We start from the raw sequence: 16,202 nt of genomic DNA, 5'->3' as shown, positions 1-16,202 counted from the left end.
AATTTATTTACGCACTCCAAGGTTTACGCATGGGATTGAGCAGACGAGCGTTCGCAGAGGCTGAAGGGTGCAGCGAGGGCGCCGTGCGATATGCGTTGCGCAAGAGGCGGTTAGTCGAGCTACCCGATGGGACGCTCGACCCGTCGCAGCTTGGCGGGATGTGGCTGCGCAACTACCGACCGAAGGCGAAGAAGCGCGTAAAGGCAGACGTTGCGCAGGTTACCGCGCAAATTCCCGACGACGTTGCGCAGTACCACGGTTGGGACTTCCCGGAGTTCAGCGAAGAGACCACGGACGCTCTCGGGGTGTTTCTTCTGACGAACAGTCCCTACCGAAAAGACCTCGAGACGATTGGGTTGGCGACCGCATTTCACGGCACCAATCTGCTCGAGCGGGAGGCCTGGAAGCTGGGATGGCGGGGCGGAGGTGACCCACCGGCCGACATAGGCCTGTCGACGATGGACGACACCGATCCGATTGGTCCCGAAGAGAGCTCGGACAACATGAATGCTCAAGCGTTGAATTTTGGGCTGGTGCGCAGGTTTGGCCGCGCAATGGCGCCCGACGTTGAGGGTGACGAAGAGGCCGTTCCATTGGACATCAACGATCCAGTCGCGGTCGCCAGCAGGATGATCAATGTGGCGGTCAGCCTAATCCAGGAAGACCTGAAGCGCCGGCGCCGCGCGGCCGGCATCACATCACCGAGGGACAAGCGCAATGGCTGACAAAATCGTTCAACGAATTGCGATCACTGGTGACGCGGACGTCATCGCTCGCCTTCAAAAGGTAGGCGAGGCAGGCCAGAAAGCCCTCGCCGCTACCGAAAAGACGATCCAGGACTCCCGTCCTGGTGCGGATGGCGGTTTCGGAAATTTTTTTGCTGAGCTGAACGGAAAAACCGCGGAATCCCGAGAGCGCATCGAACGCGCTAAAAAGTTGGTCGAAGCGGTCAAACCGGCTGCCGCAAAAGCAGGTCTCGAGCTGGACGGGGTCGGCGATTTTGCCAAACTCAGCCGCACCAATGTCATCGCATTTGCCGCGGCCGTTGCTGGCGCGTTCGTTGCTGCGATGGAAAAAGCCGGAGACACTGCGAGAAGTCAAGCGCAGCGGCTCGGCGTGTTCACCGGCTCAGCGCAAAAAGGCATTGCGGCCTACAAGGATCTGCAGGAGACCGCGAAGGATCTCAAGGTCCCGACGTCTAGCCTGACGGACCCCTTCGAACAGATCACGCGTACAAACCAGCGCTTTGGCAGCAAGTTGTCCGGCGCTGAGCAGACGAACGCGTTGAAGTCACTTTTTACCGGCGCTGAAGCCGACCGGGTCGAAGATGAGCAAGCCGATCCAGCCCGGAAGGCTTTTTTGGAGGGATTGCGAGATACGGGCCGTTTAACGTCGGAATTGGCAGACGGTCTCGGCAAAGTTATGCCGACGCTCGTTACGCGGTTATTGGAGGATCTACAGAAGAGGCTTCCCAACGCGAATGTCTATTCCGCGCCCGAAACACTGAAGTCGCTCAGCAACATCCTTCCTCAGCTGGAAGAAGATCAGCGGACCACGCAAACCACCTTCGGCACCGGCATCGGTCAGGCCCTTTCGCACCTCAAGGCCGAGGCATCGAAGCTCGGCGATTCGTTGAACGGCACGCAGATCGTGTCGACGGCGATCGAAGGCGCGGCGAAATTTCTGGGGGCCACCGCCGAAGGTATCGAGGGGATCAAGAAAGCTCGGCAGGACAGCGGTATTAAGGATGATCTCCGACCGAATCCTCAGGCCGTCAGGGCAACGAGTCGATACCGGAGCCCGGGCGATGCGCCTCTGTCGGCTGACGAACTTGGCACGCCGGGAATTGTTGCTCAACCGGTCAACAAGATCCTTGGCGGCGAAGGTGACCAGACCGTCGCTGCCGAAAATATGGATAAGGCGGCCAAGTCGGCGGAGAACCTCTCCGGCGCGCTGGACAAGACGGCCCAGAGCGCGGACGGCGCGCAGCAGGTCTTTGATCGAGACAAGGCCCTCAATCAAGAGAAGGCGCTCTCCGCTGCGAGCGCAAAACTGTCTGCCGAGCAAGCGGAGATCGACGCCAGGTATAAGCCAGAAGAGTTGGACCTTCAGCTCGGCCGGGATAGGCTCGCCGTTCAAAACGCGGATCTGGTGAAGCAGAGCGCTCAGATCGGCGTGCAGGATGCCGCAAAAAACAAGGAGCTTGCTAACCTTGCTCCAGAGCAGGCGGAGAGTGCGTCACGCAGCGCCGAGAGCAGATACACCAAGGCGCTGTCAAACCTTCGCCGATTGCAAGGATACGACACAAGGGCCCTCGACCGCACCAATCCTATTCGAGATGCCATAGACGAGCTGAATGACGCCGACACCGCGCGGAAAGTCGCGGATGTCAATCGTAGGTTCGCCTATCTTGAACCTAAGAAAGCCGAACTCGCGCAGCAGAAGGCTCAGGCTGACGTCACCTCTGCAAACTACCTGGAACGCGAGTCGAATCTCAAGTTCACCAAGGATAGTGAAGGTAAAAAGCTTTCGAGCGAAGTCACTCAGCTTCGCTATTTGGATGCACAGCTGACGGAAGAAAAGACAATTCATGAGCTTACCGAGAAGCAGAAGGATATCCTCAGCCAAATTCTGTCGACGCTTCAGAAGCAGGACCAAAACCGATCGGGAAAATCGGAAGGCCGCAGCTCAGGCGAAGGTTCAGGCCAACCCGGCGAAGGGCGTTCCGGAGAGCAGCGATCTGGGGAATCCAGCGGCGCCGGTTCCTCATCGGGTTCAGCTTCCCCCGGTGCTGGCAGCGTCCGCGATCTCGTTGGACCAGATGGCGTCGTCAATATCCCTCAGAATGCCACCCAGGAAGAGATCAGCAAGGCGTTTGCGAAGCGGGCAGCCTCTCTACCTTCTGTCAAATATGACGCTCCGAAAATCTCGCCTGATGAGATCGACGATGCCCTTGCCAAGTTCAAACAGCACGGCACAAAGCTGCAGACTGTTGACCCTGACGCGTGGCAGAAGCTTCAGGCGCTGAGCGATCGAACCGACGGGTCAATTCGCGGGATCGCGCCGACGACGCAGGAGGAGCTTAATCGCACACTCCGTAACCAGAGGCAGATCAGCCAGTATGAGGGTGTCTCTCAGAACGAACTGATGAAGGGCGTAGCCGACCAACTCGGAAAAGGCTCGGACACCATTGAAGCGGCGAGGCGCAAGCAGCACGGCTTCGTTCCCCATCCGAACGGTGGGATTGCTGATCTTAGCGAGCGTCAATATCCCGGCGGGCCGCTTCGGTATCGGTACACAGGCGGAGATGCCAACCTGGAGCCGCCTCAGCTTGGAAGCTACGACGAGAATGGCAGCTTTGTTCCGAACAAGCGCCAACCGTATGCGCGCCTCCGCAAAAAGCCGTTCTTCTCAGATCGTCCATACAACAAGCTAGAAGATGTGTTCGACTACGGCGGTGATAGTGGTCCGAACACGCCCATTTATAATGGCCGCCAGCCGAATCCTCTGAGCTACCCCGGCTACATCAAGGGCCTGCGGGATACGTTGCCGCTTGGCGGTGACGTCCCACTGCCCCAGCCGCGGCCGCCGGAGGCGGGTCCAGGACAGGGTCAGCAAAGTTCACTGCCGGCACCGCAGGAGGTGGCCGCTCTCGGCGACGCCTTTAGAAGCCTGATCGAGGGCATCTCCGCTTCTATCAACAGCGCGAAACAGCAGAACAACAGCGTCGACAATCCGGAAGCTATGGGTATCCGCGGCGAAGGTGATGCAGGCTCGTCGTCGGATAGCGGGCAGTCTGTCGACAAAGCCGACAAGAACTTGGACGAGTTCGCGCAGGCAGTTGCTGAGGCGACAAGTGCGATCAGGAAAAGCAAATCCGTTGAGGAGGACGACACCACCTACGCGGCAACTGGCGGTCAAATCCGCGGAGCAGGCACGTCGACCTCGGACTCGATCCCAGCGATGTTGTCCGACGAAGAGTATGTTCTGAATGCCAAGGCAGCCAAGCGGGTTGGCATCAAGAATTTGGACGCCATCAACTTCGGCGGCAAGAGCCTGCATCACTTCGCAATAGGCGGCCCTGTCGGGTTCATGGGTGACATCGGACTGCCGCAAGTAAGTACGCACAATATCGCCAGGACTGGTGGTGAAGAAGTCTCTCACCCCGTCAACATCCACTTGCCGGACGGCCGTTCGATCGGTGGCCTATCCGCGCGGAGAAGTGTCGTCGACGAGCTTCGACGTGAAGCAGTGATGCAGGCCGTTAGGAGCAGCGGGGTAGCACCATCGTGGGTTGGCTAACAAATGGATAATCTCGATAACCAGCAGTTCATGGAGATGTGGCGGCTACTCGGCGAGCGCTTATTCGTTCTGAAATCGATCACGTTGGCCCATCCCCGTGGTCTCGCGGAATGTTTCATCAACGAACGAGAGCGCAGCGGATCTCGACAGACCGAACTCACCACCCTCGAAGAGATACGGCAGATCGGCGAGGCCGTGCTGGTCGCGGCTGAACTCGTTCAGTCAGCGGACGAGCTGATGCGAAGGTGCTTCGCATGGTGCGATGAGACGCAGGCCGCACGAGCGCAGGAAGCGAGGACTTCGCTGCAGCAGGCCGAGCCGGCGGGCAGCGCGTGAATCAGCCACTGGCTGGCGACTCGCCGGAGTGGCGAGGACGAGGGCGGAGGACTTTATTGCTTTGATAGTTCGTCGATCGTCAATTGGAGCAATTCGCCGAGATCAGTGATCAAGCCGACGCTTGCGTATTCGTAGGCTTTATGGAGGTGCTCGTCCGAGATTGTCAGGTGTACCGCTGCATCGTAGTGCCGCATGTTTTGCGCACGTAGCTCAGCCAACATTTCGGTGCGCTGTTTTTCTTCGAGATCGGCGCGCTTCCGGATGAGGTTCTCCATCGTGACAGTCAACTTAGTGAGCTGACACTGTGCGATGTAGCTGGCGCGAACACGATAATTGTAAGTTTTCGACGGTTGGATGTTATGAAGAGGATCTAGCAACACCACGTTGAATACACGATCTTCGTCGAAGAAGCCGACCACTCGACCCATCGCTCTAGACAAGTGGAATTGAACCATCTCGAAGTCAGCGCTGGCGTAGTTTCCCAACCAGTCAAGGTCGTCCCGCGCGATAGGGATGTTTCTTGCCTGCCAGTTGATTGGATGAAACCTAATAGCGGAAGCGTTCGCTCCAGTAATCAAATCGTCGATGTCACATTTAGAAAGCTCGGACAGACGCTCGAGCAATGACACGAACCAAGACTTGTCACATTGATCGACGCCGAAATATTCGACCTGTCGCCAAAAGCGAAGTGAGAAGCGCCACTTCGCTTTTGGTGGGACTATACCTGCGTTAGGTCGAGGCGCCGCGGCCGGAATTGGCCCCGCGACGGGTTTGATCAGTTTCGATTTCCCAATCTTGCAGCGTAATAGTTTTGCATGGTTGTTTCGTTGATGTAGGTTTCCGATCGCGCGGAAGGAGGGACTCCTCGTCTGGCTTCAATCCACGGGTCCTCACGATGCGTCATCTCTTCGAGCTGATCGCCTGAAAGCGGGGCATACACCTCCAAGATGGAATTGATTAGGGCGCGCTCCGTCTCAGGCAGTGTATGAGGATTGAAACCAGCGCGCACGTCCGCGAGACCTACCGCTGAATACAGCGCCTTGTTTCTCACAAATCTATCGTAGATCTCACGGCTAACGGGACCATGGACCCAAGCCTGAAATCTCGAGGGGAATAGCAGACCACGACCGAAAGCCAGACTCCATGCCTGGCAATAGTAAAGCAATTTGTGAAGCTTGAGGACGTTCAAAAAGATGCCGCCCTCGCTAAGCTTCACGATGATGTAGTCACATGCATCGTCAGTTTGCATTTGGGACACCCTCGGCGTGTAGTACGCGAATCTACCACGAATCGCTAGCTTGCGTCACTGCACCAACCTGTACGTACAAATCCGGTTCCGATCCATTTTGCCGCGTCGGCGTTAACGATTTTCCATACCCACCGGAACCTGCGCTACGTCTTCTTCAGCCCGATCTCGACTAATCGGCGGATCGCCTCGGACCGGCTCACTGACTGGGTAGTCGAGTAGGCGTCGATCGCCTCGATCATCTCCTCGGGAAGACGGATGTGTACGCCCGGATCACGCCCGCCGGACGGCGGACGGCCGCGCTTCTTTTTTGGTGCTACCGTAATTGACTTTCCCATATTTACGGTGCTACCATAAAAGCAAGCCAAGGGGAAGTTGGAGCTTCCGCCTTGGCTCTGACCCACAACTTGGAGCTTGATCCATGTCACAGGCTGAGACCACAAATATCACATCGAGACGGCGATTTCTCGCCGGGGCGGCCGTCGCGGCAGTTGTCCCCGCCGCTGCTGTTGCGGGCGCGCCACGCGCGTCCGACGTCGAGTTGCTCGAGTTGGGGAAGCAATTGGATGAGTTTGTTCAGCGGGAAAAAACGGCTACCGATAAGTGGATTCCGCACTGGGAGGATGATGAAACGCCCGAGCCGGATTGGGAGCATCCCGACGACGTGGAGAGCGAAGCAGAAAGCGTCATGAGAGCTATCCTTGCGACCCCAGCGACGACGATCGACGGATTGGCGGTGAAAGCCAGACTGGCAGTCTTCGGCGCCTGGCATATGTGGGCCGGATCCGACGAGGATGCTGAGTGGGATCACCTCGTGGTCCGCAACTTCATCGACTCATTCCAACGGCTGGCCGCCGCTGCGACCGTCTTGGCTGATCGGGTGACGGCATGAGGACCGCAACAAACGTTGTCCAATTCCCGAGCAAAAAGCCGACCTTCAAGGCCGAAAAGTTCGACCTCGATGGCGTGCTCGAACAGTACGACAGCCAGCGGGAATACTTGATTGTCCTGCTCAAGGCCCTCCGCGACTCGCCGGCTGGCCTTGCAAAGAAGTGCGCCGAAGTCGCTGCGGATCCGAATATCGCTCCTGGCGCCGTGTCCCGGCTGATCAGCGAAGGCACGCAGCTGGCTGGTTACTATGCCGACCTTGCGGGGACGGTTCAGGAGGCGGTTTCACGGCTGGCCGCAGTCAATGGCACGGTCAACTGATCGCCGGGTCAAGCACCAGACTTAGTTCCTGCAGAGAACCAAGTTAGGCGGACCCTAGAAGAGGTTGGCATCGATAAGAAGCTCAACGCACTGCAATGACGAGATGCCCGGGCCGGTCCCGGGCATTTTGCTGTTTGTAACCCACTCTCTCCCTTGCGCCCGTCGCGAATTTACGTAGACTCACCATGAACCTTCTAACCTCAGAGGCCTTGGTAAGGGATGCGTGCTGAACACATCGAGAGTTGGCAATTTTCAGCCGCGGAGGCAGCGGACATTTTGGGTTGGAGCGAGCGTCAGTTTGCGAATTGGACAAAGCGCTATTCGCCATTCCCACACAAGTCACGCGGACGCGGCTATGCGATCTCATATGGATTGAAGGATCTCATGCAGCTCGACGCGGCTGCGCGCTTGATTGCCGCCGGGTTGACTCCTGAACGAGCTTTCGAGGCGCTTCGACCTTACAGCAGTCCTTATGGCTCCATGCTTCATGATCCCGGGATCGCCAATGATTCCGGGGTCTTTGGCCGATATCCAGGCACGTTCTTTCTGACCCAGAACAAAGAAGGCCGATGGGTCGGCGTCGACGGTGCGGATGATGTGGTTGCCATCCACATCCGCAGCTGGCCGATCTTCGACAGACTCTTTCCAAAAATCAAAGCCGCGATACTCGGCAATTGCCGTGGCCAGAAGCTTTCAGACGTGAAGGCTGCTGTTGCGGAGTACGAGGGAGAGATCGCGAAAATTCGCGAGCAACGCTGGAGCACAGTCCAAAAGGAGCAAGAGAAATGAGCGAACTTGAAATGATCCCCCTCACCCGCGTTCCGCGCGAGCTGAGTAAACTCGTGCGCGACAAGGCTTCTGTGCCGACATATCGACGTATCTATAACGCCGTCATCGATGGCGCGATTCCCGCAGTCCAACTCCAGAACGGACGATATCAGGTTAGTGATCTTCGCCCCATTCTACGACATTTTGGACTGGCTCAGAAAAGCTGATGACGAAGCGCGAAGCAAATATCGATTTGTCGACGATCGGCCCAACGACGCCGCTTCGTCTCGAAGTCGCTGCGCGCCTTGCCTATCCTGACGGCTCAATGACGAAAAGCGGTCTTCGCCGCGAAATTGCGCGCGGGCATCTCGAGTGCGAGCGCGTCGCGAATAAGCAGTACGTTACCTTAGCTGGCATCGAACAAATGAGGGCGTTATGCCGCGCAAATCCAAAGGGCCTCGCCTCTACTTCCGTAAACGTCGAGGCCGCGAACCGGTCTGGGTCATCCTCGACGGAAAAGACGAAGTCAGCACTGGTTGCGGCCCAGACGATAGCAGAGGCGCTGAAAAAGCCCTCGCCGACTACATCACCGCCAAACACAAACCAGACTGGCAAAATAGTCACCCTGCAGAGGTAGCTATCGCAGACGTGCTCGCATATTACGGATCAAACAAGGCACCCTCTCTCGGCCATCCTGAATTGGTTGGCTACCACATGGTGCCGCTGCTCAAGCACTTCGGTTCAATGACTTGCTGGGAGATCGACGCGGAGAGTTGCAAGACCTATGTCACCCGCCGAATGGCTGGCGAGCTTGGCCGCCGCGTCAAAGAGAGCACCACCCGCCGCGAGCTAGTCACGCTCAGCGCGGCCCTCACCTTCGCTTATGATCAGCGAAAGCTCTCACATCCTATCTCGGTGTCGCTTCCAAAGGAGTCTGAGCCACGAGCCGGTTGGCTGAAACGAGGCCAGGCGGCGCGGTTGCTCGCTGGCGCTCTCGGCATCACCGCGACAGCCTTCGACATCAAGTCACGTTCGCCGGTGAAATGGGGCCGGCTGTTCCAGCCATCGTATCATGTCGCGCGTTTCATTCTGATCGGCCTTTACACTGGCACTCGGCACGAAGCGAACCTCAGCATGCGTTGGGGAGTGAACTCAAAAAGCGGATGGTTCGATCTAGATCACGGTGTGATGTATCGCCGCGGCCAGGGCGAGAACGACAGCAACAAGCGCCGAGTGCCGGCGCCAATCCCCGATCGTCTGCTTCCACATCTGAAGCGATGGCGCAGAATGACTGTCACTGGGCCAGTCGAATACGCTGGTCGCTTAATTGCAAAAGAACGCACCGGCTGGGACCGCGCGTGCGAGCTTGCGGGTCTAGGCGATGAGGTCACCCCGCACATCCTGAAGCACACATGCATCACATGGTTGTTGCAAAACAGGGTGCCGATTTGGGAGGTGGCCGGCTTCGTTGGCACCTCTGAAAAAGTTATCCGCGACACCTACGGCCACCACTCGCCCGATCACCTGAACGCAGCGCGAACAGGGTTTTCTGGGCGAAGCTTGGGCCGATGAAAACGAGGCATCGAATGACCACCGCTAACTCATTGAAAGCGATGGTGGGTGCGACAGGGATCGAACCTGTGACCCCTACCATGTCAAGGTAGTGCTCTCCCGCTGAGCTACGCACCCAAAGCGTATTTGGATCGGGTCCCTATAACGGACGGCGGCGGGGCAGGCAAGGATACAAAGTGAAGGTTTTTTGGCGAATCAGGCCGCCAGCAACTTATTCACTTCGCTGACCAATTCCCTGAGGTGCACGGGCTTGGCCAGCACCTTGGCGTTTTTCGGCGCCTCCGAATCGGAATTGAGGGCCACCGCGGCAAAGCCGGTGATGAACATGATCTTGATATCGGGATCGAGTTCCGAGGCACGGCGCGCCAGCTCGATACCGTCCATCTCGGGCATCACGATGTCGGTGAGCAGCATTTCGAACGGCTCCTCGCGCAGCCGCTGGTAGGCCGACATGCCGTTGTCGTGCGGCGAGACCTTGAAACCCGCGTTTTCGAGCGCCTTGACCAGGAAGCGGCGCATATCGGTGTCGTCTTCGGCGAGAAGTATTTTCGGCATGGCAGGAATCGTCGAATCCGGCTTGAGGAGCAGTCCGAACAGTAAGCCCGACAGACGGTAAATTTCGGGTGAAATTTGCGTCAAGCCAGCGGCAAATGCGCGCCACCCATTTGTGGACCGAACCGGACATCGAATCAACCGGGTGCCGCATTTGCTGCTTTTAAGACGCGTTCCAGCTGAAACCACACTCTTTTCACTTGGCAGAATGATCGCGATTACCGACAATGCGTGCCCATAAATCTCCGCTTTTCCGGCAGACTCAGTTGCTGCGGGGCGAGGCGGACGCAAGGGACGGCGCCAAGGGAATGACCGAATTTGCTGGCGAGTTGTCGCCCCCGTTCGAGATCGTTGAGCCGCAGGCCTGGCGCGCGCCGATCATCTTCAATTCCCCGCATTCGGGCTCGGTCTATCCGGCCGAATTCCTCGAGGCGGCGCGAATCGACGTAGTGTCGCTGCGGCGCTCCGAAGACTCCTTCATGGACGAGCTGATCGCGGGCCTCAGCGATCGCGGCTTTCCGATCGTGCGGGTCAACTTCCCGCGCTCCTATGTCGACGTGAACCGCGAGCCCTACGAGCTCGACCCGCGCATGTTCACCGGGCGGCTGCCGAGCTTTGCCAATACGCGCTCGATGCGGGTGGCCGGCGGCCTCGGCACCATCCCGCGCGTGGTCGGCGACGGCCAGGAGATCTACCGCGAGCGGCTCGACGTCGACGAGGCGCTGCGCCGGATCGAGGTGCTCTACAAGCCCTATCACCGCGCGCTGCGCCGGCTGATCAACAAGGCGCACCAGGCGTTCGGCGCGGTGATCGTGGTGGACTGCCACTCGATGCCGTCGGTCGGCGTGTCGCGCGACGAGCCGCGCCGGCCCGACGTCGTGATCGGCGACCGCTACGGCACGAGCTGTGCGCCGCTATTGCCCGACCTCGTCGAGGAGATCATGAGCTCGCTCGGCTATTCGATCGGCCGCAACAAGCCCTATGCCGGCGGCTTCATCACCGAGCATTACGGCAATCCGGCGAGCGGCCTGCACACCGTGCAGATCGAGCTCAACCGCGCGGTCTACATGGATGAGCGCCGCCGCGAGCGCGGCCCGCGCTTCGCGCAGGTGGCCGCCGACTTTGCCACCCTGGCGGATGCGCTGGCGAAAATCCCGTTCGGCGATCTCGGCCCGTTCCAGGCGGCCGCGGAGTAGCGGTCGGTTCAGCCGGGACTGCGGTTGCCAACCGAAGCCGTGAACTTGGAATTCAATTGGCGACCGGGCCTGACGCGAAACTGGATTCCGTATTCACGCGCGGAAGCAATGAGCCAAGAAAAAAGGGCCGCTTGAATGAACAAGCGGCCCAAGTCTAGGGAGGAAACGCCCAAGGAGGGCAGCGATAGCGCGAGGCGCTACCGCACCGCAACAATATGCGACCGCGCTGCACAAAGCGCAAGAACTTTCGAAACATTTCTTGGGTAATGTTGGAAAGTCTGGCGAAACTGCAACAGGCCGGCAGGAGCGGCTTTCCTTATGTAGGATCAATACTTTACAAGGGAAGCCCTGGGCGGCCAGCGCTCTGCGCATAGCTTGTATACCAGAATTCGCAACTTCGTGATCGAGGCCGGGACCCGGAGCGCTTTCGAATCCGAAGCCAAATCGAAAGTCCGGAACCGCGTCATCGGGCTGGATAACACTCCGTTAATCGTGCGCGCCGCGCCGGATTGAGCTAGGCAAGAACGCATCCGATTTCTACCGCGTCGTTTGCGCAGTTCAGGGACATGCCGTGACGGTCATCGACTTCACCGCCTTCATCGGCCGCCTTGCGACCGCATCCGGCGAGACCATCTTGCCGTTCTTCCGCACCTCGCTCTCGGTCGACAACAAGAGCTCGAACGATTTCGATCCGGTCACCGAGGCCGACCGGGCGGCGGAAGCCGTAATGCGGCGGCTGATCAAGTCGAACTTCCCCCAGCACGGCATCGTCGGCGAGGAGTTCGGCAATGAGCGCGAGGACGCCGACTATGTCTGGGTGCTCGATCCGATCGACGGCACGAAATCCTTCATCGCCGGCTTTCCGATCTGGGGCACGCTGATCGCGCTGCTGCACAAAGGTACGCCGGTATTCGGCATGATGCACCAGCCCTATATCGGCGAGCGCTTCTCCGGCGACAACGGCTCGGCGCATTACTCCGGCCCGTCGGGCGAACGGCGGCTTTCGGTTAGGCGCTGCGCCTCGGTCAAGGAGGCCACTGTGTTCACCACGAGCCCGCTGCTGATGAATCCGGATGACCGCGCCCGCTTCGGCCGCATCGAGAATGCAGCGCGCCTGTCGCGCTATGGCGGCGACTGCTACTCCTATTGCATGCTCGCCGCCGGTCATCTCGACCTCGTGGTCGAGACCGAGCTGAAGCCTTACGACATTGCCGGCCTGATCCCGATCATCACCGGCGCCGGCGGCGTCGTCACCACCTGGGACGGCAAGCCGGCACAAAGCGGCGGCCGCATCATCGCGGCCGGCGACCCGCGCGTGCACGAAGCGGCGATGAAGCTGCTGAACGCCTGAGTTCCCGGTCTGATTCTTGAGTTGCCGGGCGTCTGATCTGCGCCCATCCTGACCGCAACCAGAAAAGTCAGGGATGGGCGACATGACGATGTGCGGCAGGCTGCTTGCAGCCGTTCTCCTGCTTCTCGCGCCCGTCACGGCTTTCGCCCAGGATTTCCCGACCAAGCCGATCCGGCTGATCGTGCCGTTCCCGCCCGGCGGGCCGAACGACATCATCGCGCGGGTGATCGGGCAGAAGATCTCGGAGCTCGCAAGGCAGCCCGTCATCGTCGACAACCGCGCCGGCCAGGGCGGCGTGCTCGGCACCGATGCGGTCGCGAAGGCCGCGCCCGACGGCTACACGGTGGCGATCGCGAGCGCCGGCGCGCTGGCGATCAGCCCCAGCATGGAAAAGGTCGCCTACGACACGCTGAACGACCTCGCGCCGGTGACGCTGGTCGCGACAGTGCCGGAGATGCTGGTGGTCGCCGCCAACGTGCCGGCGAAGAACATGAACGAGCTGGTCGCGCTCGCCAGGGCGCAGCCGGGTAAGCTCAACTTCGCCTCTTCCGGCCCGGGCAGCCTGCCGCATCTCGCCTGCGAATTGTTCAAGCTGACGGCGAAGATCGACATCGTGCACGTGCCCTATCGCGGCGCTGCGCCGGCGCTGAACGATCTGTTGGGTCAGCAGGTGCAGATGACCTTCCTCGACCTGCCGGTGATCCTGCCGCAGATCAAGGCGGGCGCGCTGCGCCCGATCGCGCTCGGTCGGCGCGAACGCGCGCCGATCGCACCCGACGTGCCGACCACCGCCGAGGCCGGCATGCCCGACTTGGTCATCGAGAACTGGTACGGCATGGTCGCGCCCGCACGCACGCCGCCCGCGATCCTCGCCCGGCTGAACCAGCTCGCCACCGCGGCGATGGCCGATCCGATCGTCAAGCAGAAGCTCGCCGAGCAGGGTCTGACGCTGGCCGGCGACACGCCGGAGCATTTCCGTGACTTCATCGCCGCCGACATCAGGAAATGGGCGAAGGTGATCCAGGACGCCGGCGTGGTGACGACGAAATGAGCCAGCCGTCAGCGCTGCGCTTCGGCGCGCAGATAATCCACGAGCTGCTTGGCCGCGCGCGGCAGCGCCTTGAAGCTGCGCGCGCAGATCGTCAGCCGGCGGTTGGCCCAGGCGTCGCGGATCCTTATCGTCGTGATCGGCATCGATGCCGCGCAGCGCCGCGCCGCGGTCTCCGGAATCACGGCGATGCCGACATCGGCGGCGACCATCTGGCAGATCGCGTCGAAGCCGCGCAGGCGGGCGCGGAAGCGCAGCCGCGCGCCGAGCTTTGCGGCGTGCCGCGAGATATGGACCTGCAGCGCCGACGTTACCGTGAGGCCGACGAAATCGCGGCCGACCACCTCCTGGAAGTCGATCTGGCGGCGGCCGCCGAGATCGCTGCGTCGCGACGCTACCAGCATCAAGCGGTCCTCGCTAAACAGGAAGCGCTCGACGCTGTCGGGCAGCGCGTGCTCCGCGGCGAAGCCGAGATCGGCGGCGCCGCTGGCGATCGCGGTCGCGATATCGGTGCTCTCGCGCTCTTCGACATCGACGCTGATATCGGGATGCTCGTGCAGGAAGGCCGCGAGCGCCCGCGGCAGATGCTCCGACAGGCCCGAGGTGTTGGCCAGCAACAGCACGTTGGCGCGCACGCCGCTGGCATAGGCGGCGAGATCGCTTTGCAGCGCCTCGACATTGTGAATCACGATGCGGGCATGACCGAGCAGGCTCTCGCCCGCCGCCGTGAGTTCGACACCGCGGCGGCCGCGCTTGAGCAGTGCGACGCCGAGCGCCTCCTCGAGGCCCTTGATCCGCTCGCTGGCCGAAGCCAGCGCAAGATTCGCGCGCGCCGCGCCCTGCGTGATACTGCGCGCATCGGCAACCGCGATGAACAATTGCAAGTCGATCAGGTCGAATCGCATGACGTTTCCCGCCCCATACCTTCGGATCACCCGAAGGCTAACTCCGTAACCTCCAGATTGTGCCGATCGGCTCGATCGGTCAATGTGCCGCCATGGTCGACCATCTCCTGATCTTCATCGCCTTCGCCTTCCTGCTCGCCGGCTTCGTCAAAGGCACGCTCGGCCTCGGCCTGCCGACGGTCGCGATGGGGCTGCTCGCAACCACGATGGCGCCGGGCCAGGCGATCGCGATCGTGATTGTGCCCGCGATCGTCACCAATATCTGGCAGACCTTCGTCGGGCCCTATCTGCGCGACATCATCAAGCGGTTGTGGCCGCTGATGCTCGGCACCGTGGCCGGGATCTGGATCAATGCCGGGCTGCTGACCGGGCCATACGCGGCCTACGGCACTGTCGTGCTGGGCGTGCTGCTGGTGATCTACGCGATCGTCGGCCTGAGCCGGTTCAGCTTCAAGGTCCCGCGGCGCGACGAAAAATGGATCGGCGGCATCGTCGGCGTCATCACCGGGCTGATCTCGGCGGCGACCGGCGTTCAGGTCATCCCCTCGATGCCGTTCATGCAGGCGATCGGAATGGAGAAGGACGAACTCGTGCAGGCGCTCGGCGTGTTCTTTACCACTGCGACCGTGGCGCTCGCGTTCAACCTCACGGCATCGGGCCTGCTGACAGCGGCCACCGCACTGCCCGGCGCGGTCGCGATGGCGGCGTCGTTCACCGGCATGTTCATCGGCCAGGCGGTTCGCACACGGATGCACCCCGAGGTGTTCCGCCGCTGGTTCCTGATCGCGATGATCCTGCTCGGCGTCTATCTCGCCGGCAGCGCGCTGCTCAAGATCCACGGCTAGAGCGGCGGAGCCAGAGCTACCGCGCCTCCAGCGTCGCGACGCGGACGCCGAGATAGATGAAGAGCGCGCCGAGCGAGCGGTTGATCCAGGCGATCACGCCGGCCGATTGCCTGATGCGGCCGGCAGCCCGCGCCGCGAAGGCCGCAAGACCGAGGCACCACAGCGTGCCGCCGGTGATGAAGATCAGGCCGAGCACCAGGAAGGCGAGCGTCTTGTGCGGCGAATCGGCCGCCACGAATTGCGGCAGGAAAGCCAGGAAGAACAGCGCCACCTTGGGGTTGAGGATATTGGTCAGCGCCCCCTGCCAGAACACGCGCGAGATCGAGGTCTCGCCGCCCTGCCCGGCGATCTCCGCGAGCGGCTTGGCGCGCGTCAGCAGCATCTGCAGGCCGGTCAGCACCAGATAGGCCGCGCCGACCAGCTTGACGGCCAGGAACGCGGTCGACGAGGCCATCAGCAGCGCCGACAGGCCGATCGCCGCGCCCAGCACATGGACCAGGCAGCCGGCGCTGATACCGATCGCCGCAGCGGCGCCGCCGCGCCATCCGAGCTGAATCGTGCGCCCAATGATATAAGCGGTATCCGGGCCCGGTGTGACGTTGAGCAGCAGCCCGGACAGGACAAACAGCCAAAGTTCGTGAATTCCCAGCATGTCAGCGAGGTTAACCTATGCAAGTAACTGCCCGGAAAGGATGATCAGCCAGCCGGCGCCATCCCAGCGACACACGAATTCAGTAGAGAAACGACTGTACGATCCGTTGGTCGCATGCCAATTCTGCTACTATGCATTATAGGTGCCTGCAAACCGGGCTTCCGCCGGACCCGGCCTGTCTTGTAAGTATCGGATTCGGTCACCTCGGCTAAGTGGCCAT

18 protein-coding genes and 1 tRNA gene are annotated in these 16,202 nt (G+C 60.7%); 12 read left to right on the top strand and 7 right to left on the bottom strand.

The window, feature by feature from the left end; all coding sequences use genetic code 11:
- Positions 1–83 precede the first annotated feature (83 nt).
- From ACVWY5_RS02985 to ACVWY5_RS02975, 3 genes are read left to right on the top strand one after another with little or no spacing between them, the layout of a single operon-like run.
- Positions 84–725 carry a hypothetical protein gene (locus tag ACVWY5_RS02985; RefSeq protein WP_321176648.1) on the top strand — a complete coding sequence of 214 codons (642 nt, stop codon included), beginning with the start codon at positions 84–86 and terminating at the stop codon, positions 723–725.
- Positions 718–4,302, top strand: coding sequence for a hypothetical protein (locus ACVWY5_RS02980; protein WP_028332894.1), 3,585 nt, complete (start codon positions 718–720; stop codon positions 4,300–4,302). The genes ACVWY5_RS02985 and ACVWY5_RS02980 overlap by 8 nt, the downstream gene beginning before the upstream one ends.
- Positions 4,303–4,305: 3 nt before the next feature.
- The gene (locus tag ACVWY5_RS02975; RefSeq protein ID WP_028332893.1) at positions 4,306–4,638 is read left to right on the top strand and encodes a hypothetical protein; all 333 of its coding nucleotides are present in this window, start codon (positions 4,306–4,308) and stop codon (positions 4,636–4,638) included.
- A 53-nt stretch (positions 4,639–4,691) separates the two neighbouring features.
- Here the strand turns inward: ACVWY5_RS02975 and ACVWY5_RS02970 are convergent, their stop codons facing one another.
- The 3 genes from ACVWY5_RS02970 to ACVWY5_RS02960 all read right to left on the bottom strand — a co-directional run bounded on the left by ACVWY5_RS02970 (position 4,692) and on the right by ACVWY5_RS02960 (position 6,222).
- On the bottom strand, positions 4,692–5,261 hold the full coding sequence (locus tag ACVWY5_RS02970) for a hypothetical protein (RefSeq protein ID WP_028332892.1): 570 nt from the start codon (positions 5,259–5,261) through the stop codon (positions 4,692–4,694).
- A gap of 152 nt (positions 5,262–5,413) precedes the next feature.
- Positions 5,414–5,887, bottom strand: coding sequence for a type II toxin-antitoxin system antitoxin SocA domain-containing protein (locus ACVWY5_RS02965; protein WP_028352048.1), 474 nt, complete (start codon positions 5,885–5,887; stop codon positions 5,414–5,416).
- A gap of 143 nt (positions 5,888–6,030) precedes the next feature.
- Complete coding sequence (locus ACVWY5_RS02960) at positions 6,031–6,222, bottom strand: ribbon-helix-helix protein, CopG family (RefSeq protein WP_080666984.1); 192 nt, start codon at positions 6,220–6,222, stop codon at positions 6,031–6,033.
- A gap of 83 nt (positions 6,223–6,305) precedes the next feature.
- Between ACVWY5_RS02960 and ACVWY5_RS02955 the strand changes: the two genes are divergently transcribed.
- From ACVWY5_RS02955 to ACVWY5_RS02935, 5 genes are all read left to right on the top strand, one after another.
- On the top strand, positions 6,306–6,776 hold the full coding sequence (locus ACVWY5_RS02955; protein WP_038377293.1) for a hypothetical protein: 471 nt from the start codon (positions 6,306–6,308) through the stop codon (positions 6,774–6,776).
- Positions 6,773–7,093, top strand: coding sequence for a hypothetical protein (locus ACVWY5_RS02950; RefSeq protein WP_028332891.1), 321 nt, complete (start codon positions 6,773–6,775; stop codon positions 7,091–7,093). The genes ACVWY5_RS02955 and ACVWY5_RS02950 overlap by 4 nt, the downstream gene beginning before the upstream one ends.
- 219 nt (positions 7,094–7,312) lie before the next feature.
- The gene (locus ACVWY5_RS02945) at positions 7,313–7,882 is read left to right on the top strand and encodes a hypothetical protein (RefSeq protein WP_321176649.1); all 570 of its coding nucleotides are present in this window, start codon (positions 7,313–7,315) and stop codon (positions 7,880–7,882) included.
- Positions 7,879–8,088: a hypothetical protein gene (locus ACVWY5_RS02940; protein WP_321176650.1), complete on the top strand. Its 210-nt coding sequence runs from the start codon at positions 7,879–7,881 to the stop codon at positions 8,086–8,088. Before ACVWY5_RS02945 ends, ACVWY5_RS02940 begins: the two co-directional genes overlap by 4 nt.
- 208 nt (positions 8,089–8,296) lie before the next feature.
- Positions 8,297–9,433, top strand: a complete 1,137-nt coding sequence (locus ACVWY5_RS02935) for a site-specific integrase (RefSeq protein ID WP_028332889.1) — start codon at positions 8,297–8,299, stop codon at positions 9,431–9,433.
- A gap of 42 nt (positions 9,434–9,475) precedes the next feature.
- Here ACVWY5_RS02935 and ACVWY5_RS02930 read toward each other — a convergent pair.
- A tRNA-Val gene (locus ACVWY5_RS02930) sits at positions 9,476–9,550 on the bottom strand.
- Positions 9,551–9,628: 78 nt separating this feature from the next.
- Positions 9,629–9,988 carry a cell cycle two-component system response regulator CpdR gene (cpdR, locus tag ACVWY5_RS02925; protein WP_016843340.1) on the bottom strand — a complete coding sequence of 120 codons (360 nt, stop codon included), beginning with the start codon at positions 9,986–9,988 and terminating at the stop codon, positions 9,629–9,631.
- A gap of 305 nt (positions 9,989–10,293) precedes the next feature.
- Here cpdR and ACVWY5_RS02920 point away from each other — a divergent pair, with 305 nt between their 5' ends.
- The 3 genes from ACVWY5_RS02920 (at position 10,294) to ACVWY5_RS02910 (ending at position 13,583) form a co-directional block, all read left to right on the top strand.
- Positions 10,294–11,181: an N-formylglutamate amidohydrolase gene (locus ACVWY5_RS02920; RefSeq protein WP_028332888.1), complete on the top strand. Its 888-nt coding sequence runs from the start codon at positions 10,294–10,296 to the stop codon at positions 11,179–11,181.
- 571 nt (positions 11,182–11,752) lie between these two features.
- Complete coding sequence (hisN, locus tag ACVWY5_RS02915; RefSeq protein WP_028332887.1) at positions 11,753–12,532, top strand: histidinol-phosphatase; 780 nt, start codon at positions 11,753–11,755, stop codon at positions 12,530–12,532.
- A 73-nt stretch (positions 12,533–12,605) separates the two neighbouring features.
- The gene (locus ACVWY5_RS02910; RefSeq protein WP_321176651.1) at positions 12,606–13,583 is read left to right on the top strand and encodes a tripartite tricarboxylate transporter substrate binding protein; all 978 of its coding nucleotides are present in this window, start codon (positions 12,606–12,608) and stop codon (positions 13,581–13,583) included.
- Between the two features lie 8 nt (positions 13,584–13,591).
- Here ACVWY5_RS02910 and ACVWY5_RS02905 read toward each other — a convergent pair whose 3' ends face one another.
- Positions 13,592–14,485: a LysR family transcriptional regulator gene (locus ACVWY5_RS02905; RefSeq protein WP_028332885.1), complete on the bottom strand. Its 894-nt coding sequence runs from the start codon at positions 14,483–14,485 to the stop codon at positions 13,592–13,594.
- 92 nt (positions 14,486–14,577) lie between these two features.
- Here ACVWY5_RS02905 and ACVWY5_RS02900 point away from each other — a divergent pair, with 92 nt between their 5' ends.
- Entirely contained in the window at positions 14,578–15,330 is a 753-nt protein-coding gene (locus ACVWY5_RS02900; RefSeq protein ID WP_028332884.1) for a sulfite exporter TauE/SafE family protein, read from the top strand.
- Between the two features lie 16 nt (positions 15,331–15,346).
- Here the strand turns inward: ACVWY5_RS02900 and ACVWY5_RS02895 are convergent, their stop codons facing one another.
- Positions 15,347–15,982: a LysE family translocator gene (locus tag ACVWY5_RS02895; protein WP_028332883.1), complete on the bottom strand. Its 636-nt coding sequence runs from the start codon at positions 15,980–15,982 to the stop codon at positions 15,347–15,349.
- Between the last annotated feature and the right edge of the window lie 220 nt (positions 15,983–16,202).

Source organism: Bradyrhizobium sp. USDA 3256, from assembly GCF_054058275.1.
This window is presented reverse-complemented; position numbering and strand designations above follow the sequence as displayed.

Coding starts and splice junctions, on each gene's coding strand:
- ACVWY5_RS02980 (WP_028332894.1), top strand. CDS start 718: ATGGCTGACAAAATCGTTCAACGAATTGCGATCACTGGTGACGCGGAC.
- ACVWY5_RS02975 (WP_028332893.1), top strand. CDS start 4,306: ATGGATAATCTCGATAACCAGCAGTTCATGGAGATGTGGCGGCTACTC.
- ACVWY5_RS02965 (WP_028352048.1), bottom strand. CDS start 5,887: ATGCAAACTGACGATGCATGTGACTACATCATCGTGAAGCTTAGCGAG.
- ACVWY5_RS02960 (WP_080666984.1), bottom strand. CDS start 6,222: ATGGGAAAGTCAATTACGGTAGCACCAAAAAAGAAGCGCGGCCGTCCG.
- ACVWY5_RS02955 (WP_038377293.1), top strand. CDS start 6,306: ATGTCACAGGCTGAGACCACAAATATCACATCGAGACGGCGATTTCTC.
- ACVWY5_RS02950 (WP_028332891.1), top strand. CDS start 6,773: ATGAGGACCGCAACAAACGTTGTCCAATTCCCGAGCAAAAAGCCGACC.
- ACVWY5_RS02945 (WP_321176649.1), top strand. CDS start 7,313: ATGCGTGCTGAACACATCGAGAGTTGGCAATTTTCAGCCGCGGAGGCA.
- ACVWY5_RS02940 (WP_321176650.1), top strand. CDS start 7,879: ATGAGCGAACTTGAAATGATCCCCCTCACCCGCGTTCCGCGCGAGCTG.
- ACVWY5_RS02935 (WP_028332889.1), top strand. CDS start 8,297: ATGCCGCGCAAATCCAAAGGGCCTCGCCTCTACTTCCGTAAACGTCGA.
- cpdR (WP_016843340.1), bottom strand. CDS start 9,988: ATGCCGAAAATACTTCTCGCCGAAGACGACACCGATATGCGCCGCTTC.
- ACVWY5_RS02920 (WP_028332888.1), top strand. CDS start 10,294: ATGACCGAATTTGCTGGCGAGTTGTCGCCCCCGTTCGAGATCGTTGAG.
- ACVWY5_RS02910 (WP_321176651.1), top strand. CDS start 12,606: ATGGGCGACATGACGATGTGCGGCAGGCTGCTTGCAGCCGTTCTCCTG.
- ACVWY5_RS02905 (WP_028332885.1), bottom strand. CDS start 14,485: ATGCGATTCGACCTGATCGACTTGCAATTGTTCATCGCGGTTGCCGAT.
- ACVWY5_RS02900 (WP_028332884.1), top strand. CDS start 14,578: ATGGTCGACCATCTCCTGATCTTCATCGCCTTCGCCTTCCTGCTCGCC.
- ACVWY5_RS02895 (WP_028332883.1), bottom strand. CDS start 15,982: ATGCTGGGAATTCACGAACTTTGGCTGTTTGTCCTGTCCGGGCTGCTG.